This is a genomic window from Pseudonocardia sp. T1-2H (genome assembly GCF_038039215.1).
GTDB lineage: Bacteria > Actinomycetota > Actinomycetes > Mycobacteriales > Pseudonocardiaceae > Pseudonocardia.
This window is the reverse complement of the sequence record NZ_JBBPCL010000001.1, coordinates 423632-441811: the sequence shown is the minus strand read 5'-3', so window position 1 is coordinate 441811 and position 18180 is coordinate 423632. Positions and strand designations below refer to the sequence as shown.

20 protein-coding genes and 2 pseudogenes are annotated in these 18180 nt (G+C 72.1%); 12 read left to right on the top strand and 10 right to left on the bottom strand.

Annotated elements, in window-relative coordinates:
* Positions 1–73: 73 nt before the first annotated feature.
* The gene (locus WBK50_RS02210) at positions 74–475 is read right to left on the bottom strand and encodes a MarR family winged helix-turn-helix transcriptional regulator (protein ID WP_341333991.1); all 402 of its coding nucleotides are present in this window, start codon (positions 473–475) and stop codon (positions 74–76) included.
* On the opposite strand from WBK50_RS02210, the gene WBK50_RS02205 reads away from it, so the two are divergent.
* The 6 genes and pseudogenes from WBK50_RS02205 to WBK50_RS02180 all read left to right on the top strand — a co-directional run.
* The gene (locus WBK50_RS02205; RefSeq protein WP_341333990.1) at positions 425–1954 is read left to right on the top strand and encodes a non-oxidative hydroxyarylic acid decarboxylases subunit C; all 1530 of its coding nucleotides are present in this window, start codon (positions 425–427) and stop codon (positions 1952–1954) included. The two genes, WBK50_RS02210 and WBK50_RS02205, sit on opposite strands and share 51 nt — an antisense overlap.
* 5 nt (positions 1955–1959) lie before the next feature.
* Positions 1960–2211, top strand: a complete 252-nt coding sequence (locus WBK50_RS02200; RefSeq protein WP_341333989.1) for a non-oxidative hydroxyarylic acid decarboxylases subunit D — start codon at positions 1960–1962, stop codon at positions 2209–2211.
* Positions 2208–2534, top strand: coding sequence for a hypothetical protein (locus WBK50_RS02195; protein WP_341333988.1), 327 nt, complete (start codon positions 2208–2210; stop codon positions 2532–2534). Before WBK50_RS02200 ends, WBK50_RS02195 begins: the two co-directional genes overlap by 4 nt.
* 125 nt (positions 2535–2659) lie before the next feature.
* Complete coding sequence (locus WBK50_RS02190; protein ID WP_341333987.1) at positions 2660–3637, top strand: hypothetical protein; 978 nt, start codon at positions 2660–2662, stop codon at positions 3635–3637.
* A gap of 124 nt (positions 3638–3761) precedes the next feature.
* A pseudogene (locus WBK50_RS02185) lies at positions 3762–4136 on the top strand (IclR family transcriptional regulator domain-containing protein); the annotation flags it as partial.
* A 76-nt stretch (positions 4137–4212) separates the two neighbouring features.
* A pseudogene (locus tag WBK50_RS02180) lies at positions 4213–4431 on the top strand (IclR family transcriptional regulator domain-containing protein); the annotation flags it as partial.
* A gap of 1 nt (position 4432) precedes the next feature.
* On the opposite strand, the gene WBK50_RS02175 reads toward WBK50_RS02180, so the two are convergent.
* Together WBK50_RS02175 and WBK50_RS02170 are read right to left on the bottom strand one after the other, a co-directional pair.
* Complete coding sequence (locus WBK50_RS02175) at positions 4433–5347, bottom strand: hydroxymethylglutaryl-CoA lyase (protein ID WP_341333986.1); 915 nt, start codon at positions 5345–5347, stop codon at positions 4433–4435.
* Positions 5344–6573 (bottom strand): CaiB/BaiF CoA transferase family protein, encoded by a 1230-nt coding sequence (locus WBK50_RS02170; protein ID WP_341333985.1) that lies wholly within the window; start codon positions 6571–6573, stop codon positions 5344–5346. The genes WBK50_RS02175 and WBK50_RS02170 overlap by 4 nt, the downstream gene beginning before the upstream one ends.
* A 142-nt stretch (positions 6574–6715) precedes the next feature.
* Between WBK50_RS02170 and WBK50_RS02165 the strand changes: the two genes are divergently transcribed.
* From WBK50_RS02165 to WBK50_RS02150, 4 genes are all read left to right on the top strand, one after another.
* Positions 6716–6970, top strand: coding sequence for a VOC family protein (locus WBK50_RS02165; RefSeq protein WP_341333984.1), 255 nt, complete (start codon positions 6716–6718; stop codon positions 6968–6970).
* A gap of 26 nt (positions 6971–6996) precedes the next feature.
* Entirely contained in the window at positions 6997–7137 is a 141-nt protein-coding gene (locus WBK50_RS02160; RefSeq protein WP_341333983.1) for a hypothetical protein, read from the top strand.
* 111 nt (positions 7138–7248) lie between these two features.
* Positions 7249–8046 (top strand): hypothetical protein, encoded by a 798-nt coding sequence (locus WBK50_RS02155; protein WP_341333982.1) that lies wholly within the window; start codon positions 7249–7251, stop codon positions 8044–8046.
* The gene (locus WBK50_RS02150; RefSeq protein ID WP_341333981.1) at positions 8043–9197 is read left to right on the top strand and encodes a class I SAM-dependent methyltransferase; all 1155 of its coding nucleotides are present in this window, start codon (positions 8043–8045) and stop codon (positions 9195–9197) included. The genes WBK50_RS02155 and WBK50_RS02150 overlap by 4 nt, the downstream gene beginning before the upstream one ends.
* A gap of 43 nt (positions 9198–9240) precedes the next feature.
* On the opposite strand, the gene WBK50_RS02145 is transcribed toward WBK50_RS02150, so the two are convergent.
* The 7 genes from WBK50_RS02145 to WBK50_RS02105 all read right to left on the bottom strand — a co-directional run bounded on the left by WBK50_RS02145 (position 9241) and on the right by WBK50_RS02105 (position 16698).
* A complete protein-coding gene (locus WBK50_RS02145; protein ID WP_341333980.1) occupies positions 9241–9693 on the bottom strand; it encodes a nuclear transport factor 2 family protein in 453 nt (150 codons plus the stop codon).
* A 238-nt stretch (positions 9694–9931) separates the two neighbouring features.
* A complete protein-coding gene (catC, locus tag WBK50_RS02140; RefSeq protein ID WP_341333979.1) occupies positions 9932–10207 on the bottom strand; it encodes a muconolactone Delta-isomerase in 276 nt (91 codons plus the stop codon).
* Between the two features lie 3 nt (positions 10208–10210).
* On the bottom strand, positions 10211–12379 hold the full coding sequence (locus tag WBK50_RS34890; protein WP_445942207.1) for a muconate/chloromuconate family cycloisomerase: 2169 nt from the start codon (positions 12377–12379) through the stop codon (positions 10211–10213).
* Between the two features lie 2 nt (positions 12380–12381).
* Positions 12382–13605, bottom strand: coding sequence for a cytochrome P450 (locus tag WBK50_RS02120; RefSeq protein WP_341333978.1), 1224 nt, complete (start codon positions 13603–13605; stop codon positions 12382–12384).
* Between the two features lie 37 nt (positions 13606–13642).
* Positions 13643–14494 (bottom strand): catechol 1,2-dioxygenase, encoded by an 852-nt coding sequence (catA, locus tag WBK50_RS02115; RefSeq protein ID WP_341333977.1) that lies wholly within the window; start codon positions 14492–14494, stop codon positions 13643–13645.
* A gap of 28 nt (positions 14495–14522) precedes the next feature.
* The gene (locus WBK50_RS02110) at positions 14523–16082 is read right to left on the bottom strand and encodes a 4-hydroxyphenylacetate 3-hydroxylase family protein (RefSeq protein WP_341333976.1); all 1560 of its coding nucleotides are present in this window, start codon (positions 16080–16082) and stop codon (positions 14523–14525) included.
* 52 nt (positions 16083–16134) lie between these two features.
* Positions 16135–16698 carry a flavin reductase family protein gene (locus WBK50_RS02105; RefSeq protein WP_341333975.1) on the bottom strand — a complete coding sequence of 188 codons (564 nt, stop codon included), beginning with the start codon at positions 16696–16698 and terminating at the stop codon, positions 16135–16137.
* 138 nt (positions 16699–16836) lie between these two features.
* Here WBK50_RS02105 and WBK50_RS02100 point away from each other — a divergent pair, with 138 nt between their 5' ends.
* Positions 16837–17640, top strand: a complete 804-nt coding sequence (locus WBK50_RS02100; protein ID WP_341339262.1) for an IclR family transcriptional regulator domain-containing protein — start codon at positions 16837–16839, stop codon at positions 17638–17640.
* Positions 17640–18164, top strand: a complete 525-nt coding sequence (locus tag WBK50_RS02095) for a hypothetical protein (RefSeq protein WP_341333974.1) — start codon at positions 17640–17642, stop codon at positions 18162–18164. The genes WBK50_RS02100 and WBK50_RS02095 overlap by 1 nt, the downstream gene beginning before the upstream one ends.
* Positions 18165–18180 lie beyond the last annotated feature (16 nt).

The following is an 18180-nucleotide window of genomic DNA, read 5'->3' as shown; positions in this document are numbered from 1 at the left end:
CCACCGGGAGCCCCCAAGCTGCGGGCGCTGCGCGAAGTTTCCGCCGGACGTCACACCACCAGGGCTCGAAGCACTACGACCGGATGCGCCTCAACAGATCCAGCAGCGTCGCCCGCTCCTCGAGCGACAACTCGCTCAGCATCGAGTCGCGGATCCGGTCCGCGACCGGCTCGGCCCGGCTGACGACGCCCCGCCCCTCGTCCGTCAGCGAGACGAAACGGCGCCGGGAGTCGCCGGGGTCCACGGTGCGGGTGAGCAGGCCGCGGGCCTCGAGCCGGCCCAGCATCTCCGCGAGCGTGGCCTTCGAGCTCGCGGCCGCCACGGTGAGGGCGCTCTGCTCGATCCCCGGAGACGCCGCGATGGCGGAGAGCACCGCGAACTGCGGCTTCGTGAGCTCGGGCAACGCCGCGCTCCAGCGCGCGGTGTGTTCCTGGAACACCACCCGCATCACGTGGAAGAGCTGATCGTCGAACACGTGCGCCACCTCCGCTGTCGTTCGTACACGAACAAGCGTACCGTCACCCAAAGGTTGTTCGTGTACGAACGAGAGGACGACGACCGTGCGACTGATCGTGGGCATGTCCGGCGCCACCGGCGCACCTCTGGGCGTCGCCCTGCTTCGCGCCCTGCAGGGCTTCCCGGAGCAGGACGCATCGGCGAGAACGCTCCGGGCCTCTACTTCGACAACGTGTCGGGATTCACCGACGCGCGCGTCGCGCTCAACACCCTGGGCTCGTGGGCGAACCACGCCATCGCGATGGGCATGGACCCGCTCACCTCGACGAAGGACCAGGTCGCCGAGTTCATCCGGCGCTGGGACGACTTCCCGGTCGCTCCCGAACGCCGCGAGGACGCGCCGTGGCGCGAGAACTCCGTCGAGGGCGACGACATCAACCTCTTCGACCTCCTGCCGCTGTTCCGCTTGAACGACGGCGACGCCGGCTTCTACCTCGACAAGGCCGCCGTGGTCTCCCGCGATCCCGACGAGCCCGACGACTTCGACAAGCAGAACGTCGGCATCTACCGGATGCAGGTCAAGGGCAAGCGCCGGTTGGGCATCCAGCCGGTGCCCGTGCACGACGTGGCCCTGCACCTGCGCATGGCCGAGGAGCGGGGCAAGGACCTGCCGATCGCGATCACGCTCGGCAACGATCCGATCATCACGCTCATGGCGTCGACCCCGCTGCGGTACGACCAGTCCGAGTACGAGATGGCGGGAGCGATCCGGCGGTCGCCCTACCCCGTCGCGACCGCACCGCTCACCGGTTTCGACGTCCCGTGGGGTTCCGAGGTCGTCCTCGAGGGTGTGATCGAGGGACGCAAGCGCGAGCTGGAAGGCCCGTTCGGCGAGTTCACCGGCCACTACTCCGGGGGCCACAGCATGCCGGTCATCCGGATCGACAAGGTGTCGTACCGGACCGCACCCGTGTACGAGTCGCTCTACCTCGGTATGCCGTGGACCGAGGTCGACTACCTCATCGGCCCGGCGACCTGCGTGCCGATGTACAAGCAGCTGAAGGCCGACTTCCCGGAGGTGCAGGCGGTGAACGCCATGTACACCCACGGTCTGCTCGCCATCATCTCGACGAAGAAGCGGTACGGCGGGTTCGCCAAGGCGGTCGGGGTGCGGGCCATGACCACGCCGCACGGGCTCGGCTACGTGAAGATGGTGATCGTGGTGGACGAGGACGTCGATCCCTTCAACCTCCCGCAGGTCATGTGGGCGCTGTCCTCGAAGTTCAACGCCGCCGGCGACCTCGTGCAGCTCCCCAACATGTCCGTGGTCGCCCTCGATCCGAGCTCGTCGCCCGCAGGCGTGAGCGACAAGGTCGTCATCGACGCGACCACCCCCGTGACCCCCGACGACCGCGGCCACTTCAGCCAGCCCGTGCGGGACCTGCCCGAGACGCCCCACTGGGTGGCCAAGCTGACCCGGATGCTGGCGGCACGGTGAACGCCGTGCCCGAGGAAACGGAGAAGAGCATGAGTTGCCCCCGCTGCGAGCACACCGGCATCGAGCAGGTGGCCGCCAGCCCCGTCGAGGGCGTGTGGACGGTGCACCAGTGCGAGCGTTGCCTGTACACGTGGCGCTCGACCGAGCCGGCCCGGCGCACGAGCCACGCGCACTACCCACCGGAGTTCCGTATGACCCAGGCTGACATCGATGCCGCGCCGCCGGTGCCCGCCGTGCCGCCGCTCCTGCGCCGATGAGCGCCGACGGATCGACGAGGCCGGACACCACCATGTGGGAGGTCCGCTGCGTCGAGGGCGCGGTCGACGACCTGGTCGACTGGCTCCGTACCGCGCTCGGCCAGGAGAGCGGCGCCCTGGCCGCCGCGACGGTCTACACCGCGGCCGACGACCGCGTCGTCGTGATCGCGCGCGGTGCGGAGGGGGCGCCACGACTACCGGAGGCACCCGTGCATCTCGTGCGCCGGCCGGCTCATCAGTGGCAGTTCGAGCAGGTCGCCGACCTGCAGGCTCCGGGTCGGACGCCCTGCAGTGGTGGACGAACGGAGGTCGGCGACGGGTGACGGAGTCGTGCGCAGCTCGGCGCGCGCGATGTTCTGGCCCGGGCATTGGTGGCTGATGCTCTGCGCTGACGTCACCTGGTAGCCGGAGCTGCGGGGCGTGCGGGCGCGCGCCGGGTCAGGGAGCCGTGACGGTGGTCGGCGTGGTCGTCGCCGGCGGGACCGAGGACGACGGGTACGTCTCGGTGGTGGCCGGGGCGGACGAGGACGTGGTCGGCGGTGTCGTCGGTGCCGGGGTGGTCGTCGTCGGTCCGGGGGTGGGCGTCGGTGCCGGGGTGGTCGTCGTCGGTCCGGGGGTGGGCGTCGGTGCCGGGGTGGTCGTCGTCGGTCCGGGGGTGGGCGTCGTCGGTCCGGGGGTGGGCGTCGGTGCCGGGGTGGTTTTCGTCGGAGCCGGGGTGGTCGTGGTCTGGGCGGGCACCGTCGGCCGTGTCGTCGGCCGTGTCGTCGACCGCCGAGGCGTGACGGCGGCGGGCGGCGTCGCCGTCGCCGGCTTCCCCTCGGCAGCTTGGGGGGCAGCCGCGGGAACGGGCGGGGGAACGGGCGGGGCCGGGACTGCGGGAGCCGGGGCGGGACGCGTCGCCGGGGCCGTCAGCCCGAGGGCGACCGTCAGCAACGGACGGCGCGCCGGGCCCGCGCCCCGCGCCGCGGCGGACGAGCCCGTCGACGAGGCGTTCGGAGGCGGAAGGGGGGTCTGCGCCGGGGGCACCGCGGCCGGCGGTCCCACCGAGGGCGTCCCGGATCGCATCGAGGGCGCCACGGCCAGGGCGTTCGAGGCCGGGGCGGGAGCCCCCGTGGCCGCCCAGACCGCGATCAGCGCACCCACCCCGACAACGGCGGTCAGCGTGGAGGCGACGGCGCCGAAGCGGGGGCTCGGGCGTGGATCGGCCAGGGTGAACAGCATCCAGAGCCCGAGCACCGCGAGTCCCAGCATCGCGAGTACCGCGATGACCACCCCGACCCGATGCGACACGCCGACCACGCCTTCCGTCGATCCCTACGTTCATCCTGCTCCTCGGCGAGGTCCAGGGCGCAGCGGCCCGGCCGTGACGTCCGGCGGAGCGGTGCGCGCACGGCCGGCGGAGGCGCGGATACGCTCGGGGGCATGACTTCCCGCACCACCGCGGAGGACGACGCCCCCACGTCGAGGCACCGTCCGCTCCTGGTGCTGGGCAAGATCACCGAGATCCTCGACGCGTTCTCGCTGACCCGGCCGAGCTCACGCTCGGGGAGATCCAGCAGGCCACGGGGATCCCGACGTCCACCGTCCAGCGGCTGGTGTCCAACATGGTCGCCGAGGGCATGTTGGACCGCTCCGGCGAGCGGGTCCGGGTGGGCGTGCGGATGGCGTACTGGGCGGCCGCCGCGGCCAAGGGCGTCGACGTGCTGACGCTGGTCAACCCGATCCTCCGCGAGATCCGCGACGCGACGGGCGAGACGGCCTGTCTGTTCCGCGAGGAGCAGGGCTACCGGGTCTGCGTCGCGGTCGCCGAGACGAGGCACGCGCTGCGCCGGGAGATGTTCGTCGGCAAGATCATGCCGCTGCACGCCGGGTCGGCGGGCCGGGTCCTGCTCGCCTGGAACCCGCCGCTCGCCGACGCCGTGCTCGCCGGTCCCCTGGAGCCGTTCACCGACGCGACGGTGACCAGCCCGGACGTCCTCCGGGAAGCTCGTCGCGCAGACCCGCCGGGACGGCTTCGCGATCACCACGGCCGAGCGGGACGACGGCGCGTCCGGCCTCGCGGCACCGGTGTTCGACCCGGCGTCGGACCTGGTGGGAGCACTGGCGATCAGCGGCCCGACCATCCGGATGCCGCGGCCGCGCTGCGAGGAGCTGGTCGACCTGCTCGTGGCCCACGCGGAGCAGCTGACCCGCACCCTGGGTGGCCGCCACCCCTCCTGACTCAGGCCGGCACCGTCCACGGGAAGGCCGTGGCCCGCGAGCGCACCCCCTGGGCCGCGCGGGACCGGTTGGGCTCGCCCAGCTCGTCCAGCAGCCCCTCGGTCAGTGTGACCAGCTCACCCAGCACGGCGGGGGTCAGCCACTCCGGCCGCATCGCGAACAGCAGGTCCTCGCTCGCGGTGTTCCCGCTGGCCCCGGGCGCGAACGGGCAGCCGCCGAGGCCGCCGAGCGCGCCGTCGACCATGTCCGCGCCCGCCTCGACCGCCGCCAGGGTGTTCGCGACGCCCTGTCCCCACGTGTCGTGGCCGTGGAACACGATCCGTCGCTCCGGCGTCTCCTGCCGCACGCGGGTGATCAGGCTGGTGACCTCCGACGGCGCGGCCTGGCCCAGCGTGTCGCAGACGACGACGTCCGTGGCGCCCTCGGTGCGGGGGTCGTTCGCGATGTCGACGACCCGCTGCGGGTCCACCGGCCCGTCGAACGGGCAGGTGAACGACGTGGCGAGGCACAGCTCGATCCGCCCGCCCGCGTTCAGGGCGTGCTCGACGGCGGCCGGCATCGCGGCGAGGCTCGCCTCGGTGTCCCGGCCGATGTTGGCCTTGTTGTGCGCGTCGGACACCGAGAAGCAGTACTGGACGTTGCGCGCGCCCGCCGCCATCGCCCGCTCGACGTGCCGGGGCGTGGCGACCCACAGCCAGCAGCGCTCGAGCTCCTCGGGCGTGAGCCGCGCGACGACGTCGAGGGTGTTCGCGAGCGGCGGCACGAGGTCCGGCCGGGCGAGCGAGCCGATCTCCAGGCTCGGCACCCCGAGCCGCAGCAACGCCCGGACGACCTCGACCTTGCGGTCGGTGTCCAGCGTCTTCCCGGTGAGCTGCAGGCCGTCCCGCAGGGTCACGTCGCGCAGGATCGCCGTCATGACTCGTCCGTCCCGGTGGCCGCGGCCACCTGCTCGTCGGTGAGGCCCAGCAGTCCGCTGAGGACCTCTGCGCTGTGCTCCCCCAGGTCCGGGCCCAGCGTCCGGACCTGCAGCGAGGTCCCGCCGACCACCGGGACGATCCCCGGGAAGCCGACGGACGCGGGCTCCGCGCCGCCGGTGTCGACGTCGAAGTACTGGATCATGTTGCGGGCCTTGTACTGCTCGTCCGCGACGATGTCCGCGGCCGTGTAGATCGGCCCGGCGGGGACGCCCGCGGCCTCCAGCGCGACGAGCACCTCCGCGCGCGGGAGCGACGACGTCCAGGCCCCGATCGCCTCGTCCAACTCGTCGCGGCGCAGCCACCGCCCCGCGTTCGCCAGCAACGACTCGTCCTTCGCGAGGTCCGGGCGGCCGATGAGCTCCATCAGCCGCAGGTAGATGCCGTCGCCGTTGCCGGCGATGACGACGCTGCTGCCGTCCCCGCACGGGTAGGCGTTCGAGGGCGCGATGCCCTCCATCCGCCCGCCGACCCGCTGCCGGTTGACCCCGTAGGCGAGATGGTCCGGGACGAGGGACTCCATCATGGACAGCACCGCCTCGTTGAGCGCGACGTCGATCGTGCGCGAGGCGAGCGGCGGCCGCGGCTCGCCCCGCCGGGACTCCCGGCGGAACAGCGCCATCATCGCGCCGAACGCCGCGTAGAGCCCGGCGATCGAGTCCCCGATCGAGACGCCGACCCGGACGGGCTGCCGGTCCGGCTCGCCGACCAGCTCACGGAGACCGCCCATCGCCTCGGCGACCGCGGCGAACCCGGGCCGCTCGGACAACGGGCCGGTCTGCCCGAACGCCGAGATCCGGGTGAGGACCAGGTCGGGGTTGGCGGCGTTCATCTCCTCGGGGCCGAGGCCCCACTTCTCGAGCGTGCCGGGCCGGAAGTTCTCCAGGACGACGTCGGAGCGCGCCACCAGGGCCAGCACGGCGTCGCGTCCCTCGGGCGTGCGCATGTCCAGCACGACGGACTTCTTGTTCCGGTTGATCGTCCGGTAGAGCATCGACGTGTCCCCGACGTAGAGGCGCCAGTTCCGCAGCTCGTCCCCGGTGCGCGGCCGCTCGATCTTGATCACCTCGGCGCCGAAGTCCGCAAGGAGCCGGCCGGCCGTCGGTGCGGCGATGTAGTTCCCGAGCTCGAGGACGCGCACCCCGTCCAGCGGGAGGTCGGTGGCCATGAAGTCTCCTTCGTGCATCAGGCGACCAGCGAGAGCGGCAGGATCGCGGTCTTCACGGTGCCACGGATGGTCTGCCCCTTCAGGCCCCGGTGCCCTCACGCGAGCGGCCCCGCGGCTCACATTATGGGCAGAGGCTCACGATATGAGCAAGGGTGGCGGCGCCTGGGAGACTCACGGCATGCGGATCGACCGGCTCGACCACCTCGTCCTCACCGTCGCGGATCTCGACGCGACCATCGCGTTCTACCGGGACGTCCTCGGTATGGAGGCGCAGACGTTCGGCGACGGACGGCGAGCTCTCCGCTTCGGGACCAGCAAGATCAACCTGCACGACTCGGCCGGTCGCCCCGCCCCCACGCGGCGGCGCCCCTGCCCGGCTCGGCCGACCTGTGCCTGATCGTCGAAGGCCCGCTCGACGACGTCGTGGCGGACCTCATCGCCGCCGGCGTCCCGGTCGAGGAGGGCCCGATCGAGCGGACGGGCGCGACCGGCCCGATCCGCAGCGTCTACGTCCGGGACCCGGACCGGAACCTGGTCGAGCTCAGCGAGTACCTGCCCCGCTGACGCACAGGTTCACGGGTCGGCGCACAGGTCGGAACCTGTGCGGGAGCACGCGGACCTGTGCGCGAGCGGGCGTCTGCCGAGCCCGCTCGGCCGGTCGGGCAGGATGGACGCGTGGGTCGGGCGGTCGGGTGCGTGCTGGCGTTCGCGGCGGCCGTCGCGCTGGTCGTCGGCGGGGTTCTCTGGTGGACGAACACCAGGCCCACCCCCGGATGCGTGGTGACCGAGGCCGAGACAGGCCGGCAGCTCACCTTCACCCTCGAGCAGACGGACAACGCCGCGACGATCGCGGCCGTCGGGATCGCCGAGGGGATGCCGAACCACGCCGTCACCGTGGCGATCGCGACCGCGATGCAGGAGTCCCGGCTGCGGAACCTGCCCGGCGGGGACCGGGACTCCGCGGGCCTGTTCCAGCAGCGCCCGAGCCAGGGCTGGGGAACCTACGCGCAGGTCACCGACCCCGTCCATGCCGCGCAGGCGTTCTACTCCAGGCTGCACACCCTGCCGAACTGGCAGGACGTCAGCGTCACCGAGGCGGCGCAGCTCGTCCAGCGCTCCGCGGCGCCCGCCGCCTACGCGCAGTGGGAGACCCAGGCCCGCGCCGCCGCCTCCGCCCTGACCGGCGAGCAGCAGGCGGCGCTGCGCTGCCAGGACATCACGCTCGCCGTGCCCGGTCAGGACGTCGCCTCGCTCGCCGCCCGCGAGCTCGGTTCCGCGAAGCTCAGCGGTCCGCAGCCCGCGGTCCGGGGCTGGGCGATCGCGAGCTGGCTGGTCGCGCACTCCGGCCGGCTCGGCCTGGACCGGGTCGGCTTCGACGGGCGGACCTGGACGGCCGACTCCGGGACGTGGGAACGGACCGGCGCCCCGGACGCGCTGCTGACCCTGCACCGGGCGCAGGCCGAGGCGCCATGACCGAGCTCGACCGCTACGACGCGTTGCTCACCCCCGAGGGGCAGGCGCTCCTGCGCGAGCTGCGCGGGCGGGACGTCTCCGGGGCCGAGGCCCTGCGCCTCGGGACCGAGCTCCGCACGCGGTACCCCGCGCAGCTGGTCGTCGACGCGCTGGGGCAGCAGGCGCTCCGGTACCGGGCCGCCGCGAAGTTCGACCGGGCCGCGGACATGTTCCTCACCCGCGCGGGCTGGGAGCAGGCGTCCGCGGAGGTCGTCGCCCGGCATCGGGCCCCGCGCTTCGCCGGGACCTCGAACCTGGTGGAGCTGTGCTGCGGGATCGGCGGGGACCTCGTCGCCCTCGCCGCGGACCGGCACGTCCTGGCCGTGGACCTCGATCCCGTGCACCTGTGGATGGCCCGGCGGAACGCGGAGGTCTACGGCGTCGGCGCGAACGTGACGACGCTGCTGTCCGACGTCCGGGAGGCCCCCCTCTCCGCCGCCGACGCGGTCTTCGTGGACCCGGCCCGGCGCACCGGACGCGGCCGGCTCCGGACCGGGGAGAGCGAGCCGCCGCTCGACTGGTGCACGGCGTTGCCCGTCGAGCGCATGGGGATCAAGGCCGCCCCGGGCCTGCCCCACGACGCGGTGCCGGCGGGTTGGGAGCTTGAGTTCGTGGCCGTCGACCGTGACCTGAAGGAGGCGGTGGCCTGGTCCCCCGCCCTGGCGACGGCCGGGGCGCGAGCCACGCTGCTGCCCGGCGGGCACACCCTCGTCGCGCTCGAGGGGGAGGCCGTCGACGTGCGGGAACCGGGCGAGTACCTGCTCGACCCCTCCCCCGCAGTCACCCGGGCGGGTGCGGTGGAGGAGCTCGCCCGCCGGATCGGCGCCTGGAAGATCGACGACCGGATCGCGTTCCTGAGCACGGACCGGCTCGTCGAGACGCCCTTCGCCCGGACGCTGCGGGTGATCGACACGCGCCCGTGGAACCAGAAGAGGCTGCCGGCGCTGTTGCGGGACCTGGACGTCGGCTCCGTCGACATCCGGCGCCGGGGCCTCGCCGGAGACGTGGACGCGGTGCACCGCAAGCTGAAGCTGTCCGGCTCGCGGCGCGCGACGCTCGTCATGACCCGGGTCGACGACGTGCCGTGGGGTCTCGTCTGCGTCGATCCCTGACGGGAAATGCCTCGCGGCTGCGGGACGAGGTCCGGCCGGGCGCCTACGGACGGGTCGCCGCCCCGGGCTTCCAGCCCTGGGCGAGCGGGACGAAGTAGGAGAAGTCGATCGTGCGGGAGCGGTAGCGCCACTGCCCGCCGTCCCGGACCACCACGTCCGTGTACCGGCCTGCCGCGACGTACGGTTCGCCGTTCTGCACACACGGCTGCCACAGCAGCGAGCGCAGCCGCGCGGTGTCCCCGTCGAGGTCGATCTCCAGGTTCGAGACGTGGTGCCAGAACTCGGTGAGGCCGCCCGCGGCGAGCCCCGCGAAGAAGGGCCGCAGCTCGTCGTGGCCCTTGGCGTGGTCCAGGCCGTGGAACTCGCCGTCCGGGGTGAAACAGTCCATCAGGCCGTCCCAGTCGTTCGCGTCCAGGACCCGGGTGTAGCGGGCGTCGAGGGCACGGATGGCCTCCAGGTCCTCGAGCCGGCGCAGACGATCTTCCAGTGTGTTCACAGGCGCTCCAGGTAATCGACGGTGACGGTCCGGACGCTCGCCCAGGTTCCACGAACAGCCGCCCGGCGGCCCCTGTGCGCGGGAAACCTCGCTAGAACGAGGTTTCCCGCGCACAACCCCGGTCGACCTGTGGAAACGGCCCAGGACGCGCGCGGCGCCCGCGACGTCCCCGGCAGCCAGGAGCGTGCGGACCCGGGTGGACGAGCACTGCGTCCGCCCCGTGGTGGTCACGGGCCGCTCACACGGCGGACGGATGCGGGCAGAGCGGGGTGACCTCGATGGTCATGTACGGGAAGAGCGGGAGGTTCCAGAGGAGCTGGTGGAGCTCGTCGGTGGACTCGACGTCGAAGACGCTGATGTTCGAGTACTGCCCGACGATCCGCCAGATGTGCGCCCACTTGCCCTGTCGCTGCAGGTCCTGGGAGTACGCCTTCTCCCGCGCGAGGGTCTCCGCCCGGACGTCCGGGTCCAGGTCGAGCGGGATCGCGACGTCCATCTTCACGTGGAAGAGCATGGTTCAGTCCCTCCGGAAGGCCCGGATCTTGTCCGGGTCGAGCTCGATCCCGAGGCCGGGACCTTCGGGCAGGTGCAGTTCACCATCTGCGTAGTGCAGGGGCTCGACGAGCATCTCCTCGGCCATCAGCAACGGCCCGAACAGCTCGCTCCCCCAGGTCACCCCCGGCGCGGCGCAGGCGAAGTGCAGCGACGCGGCCGTGCCGACGGGCGACTCGATCGACGTCGCGCCGTGCGTGGGGATCCCCGCCGCAGCCCCGATCGCGGCGATCTCCATGCTCGCCCGCAGGCCTCCGCACTTGGTGGTCTTGACGGCGAAGATGTCCGCCGCCCGCAGCCGCGCGACCCGCAGGGCGTCCGACGGCGTGCGGAGGGTCTCGTCCGCCATCACCGGGATCGGCAGTGCGGCGTTGATCTCGGCGAGGGTCTCGATCTCCGTGCCGGGCACCGGCTGCTCGATCATCTCGACGCCGGCCTCGGCCAGTGTCGGCAGGTGCGTCAGCGAGGTCAGCCGGTCCCAGCGGGCGTTGATGTCCACCCGCACGCCCGCGACCCCGCTCAGCTTCTCGGCGACGGCGCAGATCCGGGCGACGTCGGCGGCCGGATCCTGCGCCCCCATCTTCAGCTTGAACGAGTGGTGCAGCCCGGCGTCGAGCTTGCCGAGCGCCTCCTCGATGACGACGGTCGCGGACTCGGTGCCGAGCGCCCAGGTCACCGGGATGGACGTCCGGGCGAGCCCGCCGAGCAGCGTGTGCACCGGGACGTCGAGGCAGCGGGCCCAGGCGTCGTGCAGCGCGACCTCGACCGCGGCCTTCGCGAACAGGTTCGCCCCGACGACGTCCGTGACGTCCCGCAGCAGCGCGTGGATGTCGTCCACCCGGCGCCCCACGAGCACCGGCGCGACGTACCGCTCGACGATCAGCTGCATCGTCTCCACGGACTCGCCGCCCCACCAGGGGCCGCCGGGCACGACGCCCTCGCCGACCCCGGTGACGCCACCCGCGGTGCGGACGAACACGTAGAGCACCGGCTGGGCCTCCATGCCGACCCGCGCGAAGCGGTGCGGGCGGCGCAGAGGGATGTCGAGCAGCACGGTCTCGACGCGGTCGATCCGCAGGTCGCTCACGGGGCTTCCTCCTCGGCGGTCGACGGACCCAGCAGGTCGGAGGTGTCGGTGAACTCCTCCTTGAAGATCAGCCGAGGGGCCATCCGGCGGCGCTTCAACGCCTTCGCACCGGCCTCGACCATCGCGGGCGGCCCGCACAGGTAGGCCGACATCCCCTTGCAGCTCGTGAACTCCGCGAGCACGACGTCGGTGACGAGCCCGGATGCGCCGTCCCACTCCTGCTCCGACAGGCACGGCCGGTAGTGGAAGTTCGGGTGCCGTTCCTCGAGCTTCCCGGAAGACGTCCCCGTCGTAGAGGTCGGCCTCGGTGCGGCCACCGTGGTAGAGCCAGATCTCCGGGACGAGGCCCTCGGCCAGCGCGGCCAGCACGATCGACTTCATCGGCGCCAGCCCGGTCCCACCGGCGATCAGGATCGCGGGTTCGTCCTGCGGCCGGCCGACGCCGAAGACCCCGAGGGGCCCCCGGACGTCCACCCTGTCCCCGACCGTCATCCCGGCGAAGATCCAACCGTCGGTCGCGGCGCCGCCCGGGGTGTGCCGGACGTGCAGCTCCAGGCGCGAGGTCTCCGACGGCGGGTTCGCCATCGAGTACTGCCGGCGGAGCTCGGTGCCGGGGACCGTGAGCTCGACGTACTGCCCCGCCGTGAACGGGATCGGCTCGTCGAGGTCGATCACCAGCCGCCGCGTCCCGCGGGCGATGTCGGTCAGCTCGGCGACCGTGCCGACGACGTCGCGCAGCGGATGCCGCACCACCCCGTCGTCGGCGATGTCCGCCAGCGGCTCGACGAGCAGGTCGCTGCGCGGCCGGGCCTGGCACGCGAGCGCCAGCCCCTGCGCACGCTCGTCGGCGGTCAGGGTGAACTCGGGTGCCGCCCCGTGGTCGACCTCGCCCTCGATCACCCGCAGCTTGCAGCTGCCGCAGGTGCCCTGGGCGCAGCCGTGCGGGAGCCACACGTTCTCGCGGAGGAAGGCGTCGAGGACCGGCTGGTCGGCGCCGCAGAGCGTCTCGGCCCCGAGGGTCTTGAGACGGACGGAGTGACCGGCCACCCTCAGACCTCCCAATGGGCGTGCAGCTCGACCGGCCCCCGGAAGCCCCAGCCCCAGAAGTCGATCTCCTTGTCCTCGTCGCGCTCGAGGTTCGGGATCGCCTCGAACAGCTCCTCGAGGCCGATCCGGCAGACCTCGCTGGCGAAGTAGGACCCCGCGCACGCGTGCTTGCCCGCACCGAAGGCCAGGTGCGGGACCGGCGCGCGGTCGAGGTCGTACTCCGACGGCGCGTTGTAGTCGTTCTCGTCGTGGTTCGCCGAACCGTAGGACAGCATCACGAGCGAGCCGGCCGGCAGGAACGTCCCGGCGACCGTGGTGTCGACCTTGTTCGTCCGCGCGACCGCGGACCAGATCGGCGACGTCCAGCGCATGCTCTCGGTGATCGCCCGCCGGATCAGCTTCGGGTCGTCGACGACGCGCTCGAACTGCTCGGGCTTCGTCCAGAGCCCCGCGATGGTCGACGCCATGGCGTGGCCGGGCTCCTGCATCGCCCCGAGCAGGAACACGAAGACCGTGGGGTAGAGCTGCTCGCGGTCCCGGACCTGGCCCTCGGGCATCCCGTCGTGCAGCCAGTGCGACAGCGCGCTGTCGTCCGGCTCGACGATCCACTTGTCGATCAGCGGGTCGAGGACCGCGCGGATCTCCGCGCGGGCCTCGTCGCCGGGCTTGAAGCCCTCGGGGTTGGCCCAGTCACCGTTCTCCAGGACCCCGGCGTTGGTGAACGACACGCTGAGCTTGTGGAACCACTCCCGGAGCTTGTCCGAGCTCACCGACTGCAGGCCCATCAGGTCGCCCAGCGAGCGGACGCTGACCGGCTCGCAGAACTGCGCGACCAGGTCGGCCCGCCCGGCGTCCTCGATGGCCTCGACGTAGCGCCGCGCGATCGGGCGGACCAGGTCCTCGACGTACCGGTTCACCTCGGCGGGCTGCAACGACGGCTCGACCATGCCGCGCAGCTCATCGTGCTCCGGGCCGTTGGCATTGAGGACGTTCGGGTGGCCGAACGTGCGCCCGCCCGCGGGGCTGATCAGGCCGTCCCAGATGTCGCTGTTGCCGCCGACCTCCTGGCAGGCCTCCTTGGTCGTGGCCACGTGGAAGCCGAGTGCGGGGATGAACGCGACCGGGCACTCCTTCCGCAGGCGCTCGTAGAACGGGTAGGGGTTGCGCTCGAGCTCGGCCATGGTGATCTCGGCGATCCAGGCGGGCGTTTCGTGCACAGCGGTCATAGCGGGCTCCTCGATGAGTCTGCGGGGTGGGACGGGATCAGGCGCGCTCGAGCACGAAGTCGTAGTCCGAGCGGAGGCTTCCGTCGGCCTGCTTCTCCGGGCTGAGGACCAGCTCGTCCTTCGTCGCCTTCGCGACGTCGGAGTCGACCCACTCGCCGCCGTGGAAGTAGAGCTGCGTGGTCACCTGGCGGTGGCCCTCCGCGCGGACCATGAGGTGCAGGTGCGCGGGCCGCCACGGGTGCCAGCCGGCCGCGGTGATCAGCTTGCCGGTCGGGCCGTCGGTCGGGATCTGGTACGGCGCGGGCAGCACGGTGGAGATCTCGAACCGGCCCTCGTCGTCGGCGATCACGACGCCGCGCAGGTTGCCGTCCGGGATGTGCGGCGCGAAGCCGGAGTAGTAGCCGTCCGCGTCCGCGTGCCAGATGTCGACCTCGGCGCCGGCGAGCGGCGCGCCGTCGAGGTCCCGGACCTGACCGGCGAAGACGAGCCGGTCGCCCTTCTCGTCGGGACGCGCCGGCAGGCTGGCGACCGACGGCAGCCGGACCTGGTCCGGCAGGTAGTACGGGCCCTCGATGCTGCCCTTGGTGCCCTGCTGGGTCCGCGCCGCGACGGCCTCGACCTCGTGCTCGACGAACACGTCGAGGAACAGCGGCCACTCGCCGCCCTCGCCGAGGGCCATCAGCCAAGCCTTGGCGGCCTGGAACTCGGGGTAGGTGACGTCGTGCTCGCGGATGACGCCGTGGACGGCCTCGAGCAGGGCACCGACCACGGTGCTGACCCGCTCCTGGCTGGCCTCGGCCGATCCGCGGCGGGTGGTGCTCGCACGGAAGGCCTCGGTGGCGTTGGCGCCCGAGCCGGCGGCGGTGGGTGACACTTCTGCGGTGGTCATGGTGGTTCTCCTCGTCGAGAGAAGTGCGTCAGCGGCGGTTCTTGAGGAACGACACGTCGTCGTTCCCGATGAGGTCCGGGACGGTCCAGCCGTCCAGGTCGTACTCGTTCAGGCAGGCCTCGGCGAGGCCCTTCATCGCGTCGGTGGTGCCCTGCGCCTCGGCGGCGAAGAGCAGCTCGGCCTTCACGTTCTCGTGGTTGCCGGAGTAGTTGCGCTCGTAGAGCTCGTGCCGGCCGCCGAACTCGGAGCCGACCGCGTCCCAGAGCGCCTTCATGACCTTGACCCGGTCGACGGCCTCGTAGCCGTTCGAGCCCCGGACGTACTTGTCCAGGTACGGCCGCACCTCGGGGGTCTTGAAGTCGATCGAGTGCGAGTTCAGGTAGATCAGCCCGCTCGCGACGTCGGACTCGATGATCTCCTTGATCCGCGGGTAGGCCTGGATCATCAGCATCCGGTAGGTCAGGCCGTAGTCCAGCTTCGGCAGGAGCGCCCCGTTCGTCCACTCGTCGGGGTTACGGGCCATCGCGTCGGCCAGCGCGTAGAACGTGTTGCGCCAGCCGACGACCTCGCCGACGCGGGTCTGCACCCCGCGGAAGTCCTTGCTGCCGGTGATCTCCAGGGCCTTGAGCAGCAGCCCTGCGATGAAATCGATCTTCGTCGCGAGCCGGATGCAGCCGTGGAAGGTGAAGCGCGGGATGAAGCCGGAGACCGGGAAGAAGCCGTTGATCTTCTCGACGTCACCGTAGAGGAAGACGTTCTCCCACGGCACCAGGACCTTGTCGAAGACGAAGATCGTGTCGTTCTCGTCCATCCGCGAGGACAGCGGGTAGTCGAACGGGCTGCCCATCACCGCGGCCTGCTGCGTGTACGAGGTGCGGCAGATGAGCTTCACGCCCGGCGCGTCCATCGGCACGGTGCAGATGAGCGCGAACTCCTTCTTCTTGATCGGGAGCCCGTAGTGCGCGATGAAGTTGTAGTTGGTGATGGCCGAGCCGGTGGCGACGACCTTGGCACCGGAGACGATCAGCCCGGCGTCGGTCTCCTTCTCCACCTTCATGAAGACGTCGCCGACCTCGTCCGGCGGGAGGTTCCGGTCCACCGGCGGGTTGATGATCGCGTGGTTCCAGTAGAGGACCTTCTCCTGCGACTCCTTGTACCAGCGCTTCGCGTTGTCCTCGAAAGGCGCGTAGAACTCGCTGTTCGCCCCGAGGGTGCCCAGGAAGCTGGCCTTGTAGTCCGGGCTGCGGCCCATCCAGCCGTAGGACATCCGCGACCAGGTCTCGATCGCCTGCCGGTCCGCGAGCAGGTCGTCCACGGTGTGCGGGCTGCGGAAGAACGGGTGCGTGACCCCGCCGTTGCCGGTGTCCGTCGGGACCGTCAGCTTGTCCCGGGTCTCCGGGGCGTGGAGGGCGTCGTAGAGCCGGGCGGTCATCCGGACCGGGTTGCGGAACGCGGGGTGGGTGGTCACGTCCTTGACGCGCTCGCCGTAGACCCACACCTCGCGGCCGTCCTGGATCGAGGAGATGTACTCGTCGCCCGTCATGGGAGCGGTCGCGGTGGGCGCGGGGCGGTCCTGCTGGATCGTCATGATGTGGCCCTTCTGCTTCTGTGGAGTCGGGTCAGGCGGAGACGGGGTCGGGTCAGGCGGCGCGCGGCCGCAGCGGTGTGAAGGTCGTCGTGGCGTCGAACCAGCCGGCGTCGGGGCAGTCGAGCGAGCCGCCCCAGTGCTGGCCGGTCTCGCGGGCACCGAGCTCGCGGAACGCGCCGGCGAAGAAGAGCAGCGGATCGTCGTCGGTGACGGCGACGTGCTCGACCTCGCCGATGACGATCAGGTGGTCGCCGCCGTCGTAGGTGCGCCAGGGGCGGCAGGAGTACACGGCGGCGGAGCCGGCGAGCACGGGTGCGGCGGGGCCCTCCGCCCACTCCGGGCCCGGGTCCGACGGGCGGCCGGCGAAGTGCCAGGCGGTGTCGGCCTGGCCGGCGCCCAGGACGTTGACGGCGAACGGCGTGCCCTCGAGGTAGCCGCACGCCTTGGACCGGCGGGTCAGCGTGACCTGGCAGAGCGCGGGCTCCAGGGACACCGCGGTGAAGGCGTTGACGGTCGCGCCGTGCGGCATGCCCTCGTCGTTGCGGCACGTCACGACCGTGACGCCGGTCGCGAACCGGCCGAACGCGTCGCGGAGCTCGCGAGGCTGGACCGTCATCTTGCACCTCCCCGTGCGGTGTACGCTATGCGTACTTATTGAACGCTATGCGTTCACCGTGCCAGAGGGTGCCTCAGGCGGTGACGCTGGGTCAAGACCCGGTTTCGGGAAGCATGCGGAAGGATGGGCCGGGTGACCATGGAGGGGAGCGAGCGGGACTACGTCCAGAGCCTGGAACGCGGCTTCGCCGTGTTGCTGGCGTTCGACGAGGACCTGACCAACCCGACGCTCGCCGAGCTGGCCGCGGCCACCGGGCTCTCCCGCCCGGCGGTGCGCCGGCTGCTGCTGACCCTGCAGCGCCTGGGCTATGTCGCGAACGAGGGAACGCGCTGGTCACTGACGCCCCGGGTGCTCGCCATCGGGCAGCACTACACGGCGTCGAACGCCCGGATCGAGCTCGCCCAGCCGCATCTGCTGCGGCTCGCGGAACACACGGGCGAGTCCGCGTCGCTCGCCGAGCTCGACGGCACGGAGGTCGTCTACGTGGCCCGCGTGCCGGTGCGCCGGATCATGAGCATCAACGTGGCCGTCGGGACCCGGGTGCCCGCGCACGCGACATCGATGGGCCGGGTCCTGCTCGCCTGGGCGGGCCCCGAGCGGATCTCCGCGTTCCTCGACGAGACCCCGCTGGACACCCGGACCTCCCGGACCGTCACCGATCCCGCCGAGCTCCGGCTGGCGCTCGCGCAGGTGCGGGAGCAGGGCTGGTCGATCGTCGCGGGCGAGCTCGAGGAAGGCCTGCTCTCGGCGTCGGCACCGGTCCGGGACCGGTCCGGACGGGTGGTGGCGGCGCTCGCGTCGTCGACGTCGACGGGGCGGTCGGATCCGGCGACGTTGGCGGCCGAGGTCGTCCCGATGCTGGTGGAGACCGCGGACGCGATCAGCGCGGAGCTGGGCTACGACCCCCGTCCGGCGCGGGTGGCGCGGGACGGGTTCTTCTGATGGCTCCCGCGTCGGGCCGCGTGGACGTCGTCGGGTTCGTCAAGGGCCGGCCGGGGCCCCTGGTGACGGTCGACGGGTACTCGGGGGCGGGCAAGACGTCGTTCGCGGCGGAGCTCGGGACCGCGCTCGACGCACCGGTGCTCTCGATGGAGGAGCTCTACCCCGGTTGGGCCGGGCTCACCGCCGCGGTGCCCCTGGCCGTCGAGTGGATCGCGGCGCCGCTCGCGTCCGGGCGGCCGGCCCGGTGGCGGCCGTGGGACTGGCTGCGGAACGTCCGCTCCGAGGCGTGGCGCGAGCAGGCTCCGGCACCCTTCGTCGTGCTGGAGGGGTGCGGGGCGGGCGCGGCGGCCCTTCGGCCTTTCACCGGGACGGCGATCTGGCTGGACTGCTCGCCGGACGAACGGGACCGCAGGCTGCGCGCCCGCGCGGACTGGCCCGGCTACGCCCCCTACCGGGAGATCTGGTCCGCCCAGGAGCAGGGTCTGCTGACCTCGGCCGAGGCCGATCTCGTGCTCCCGGTCTGACCGGCACGAAAGCCAC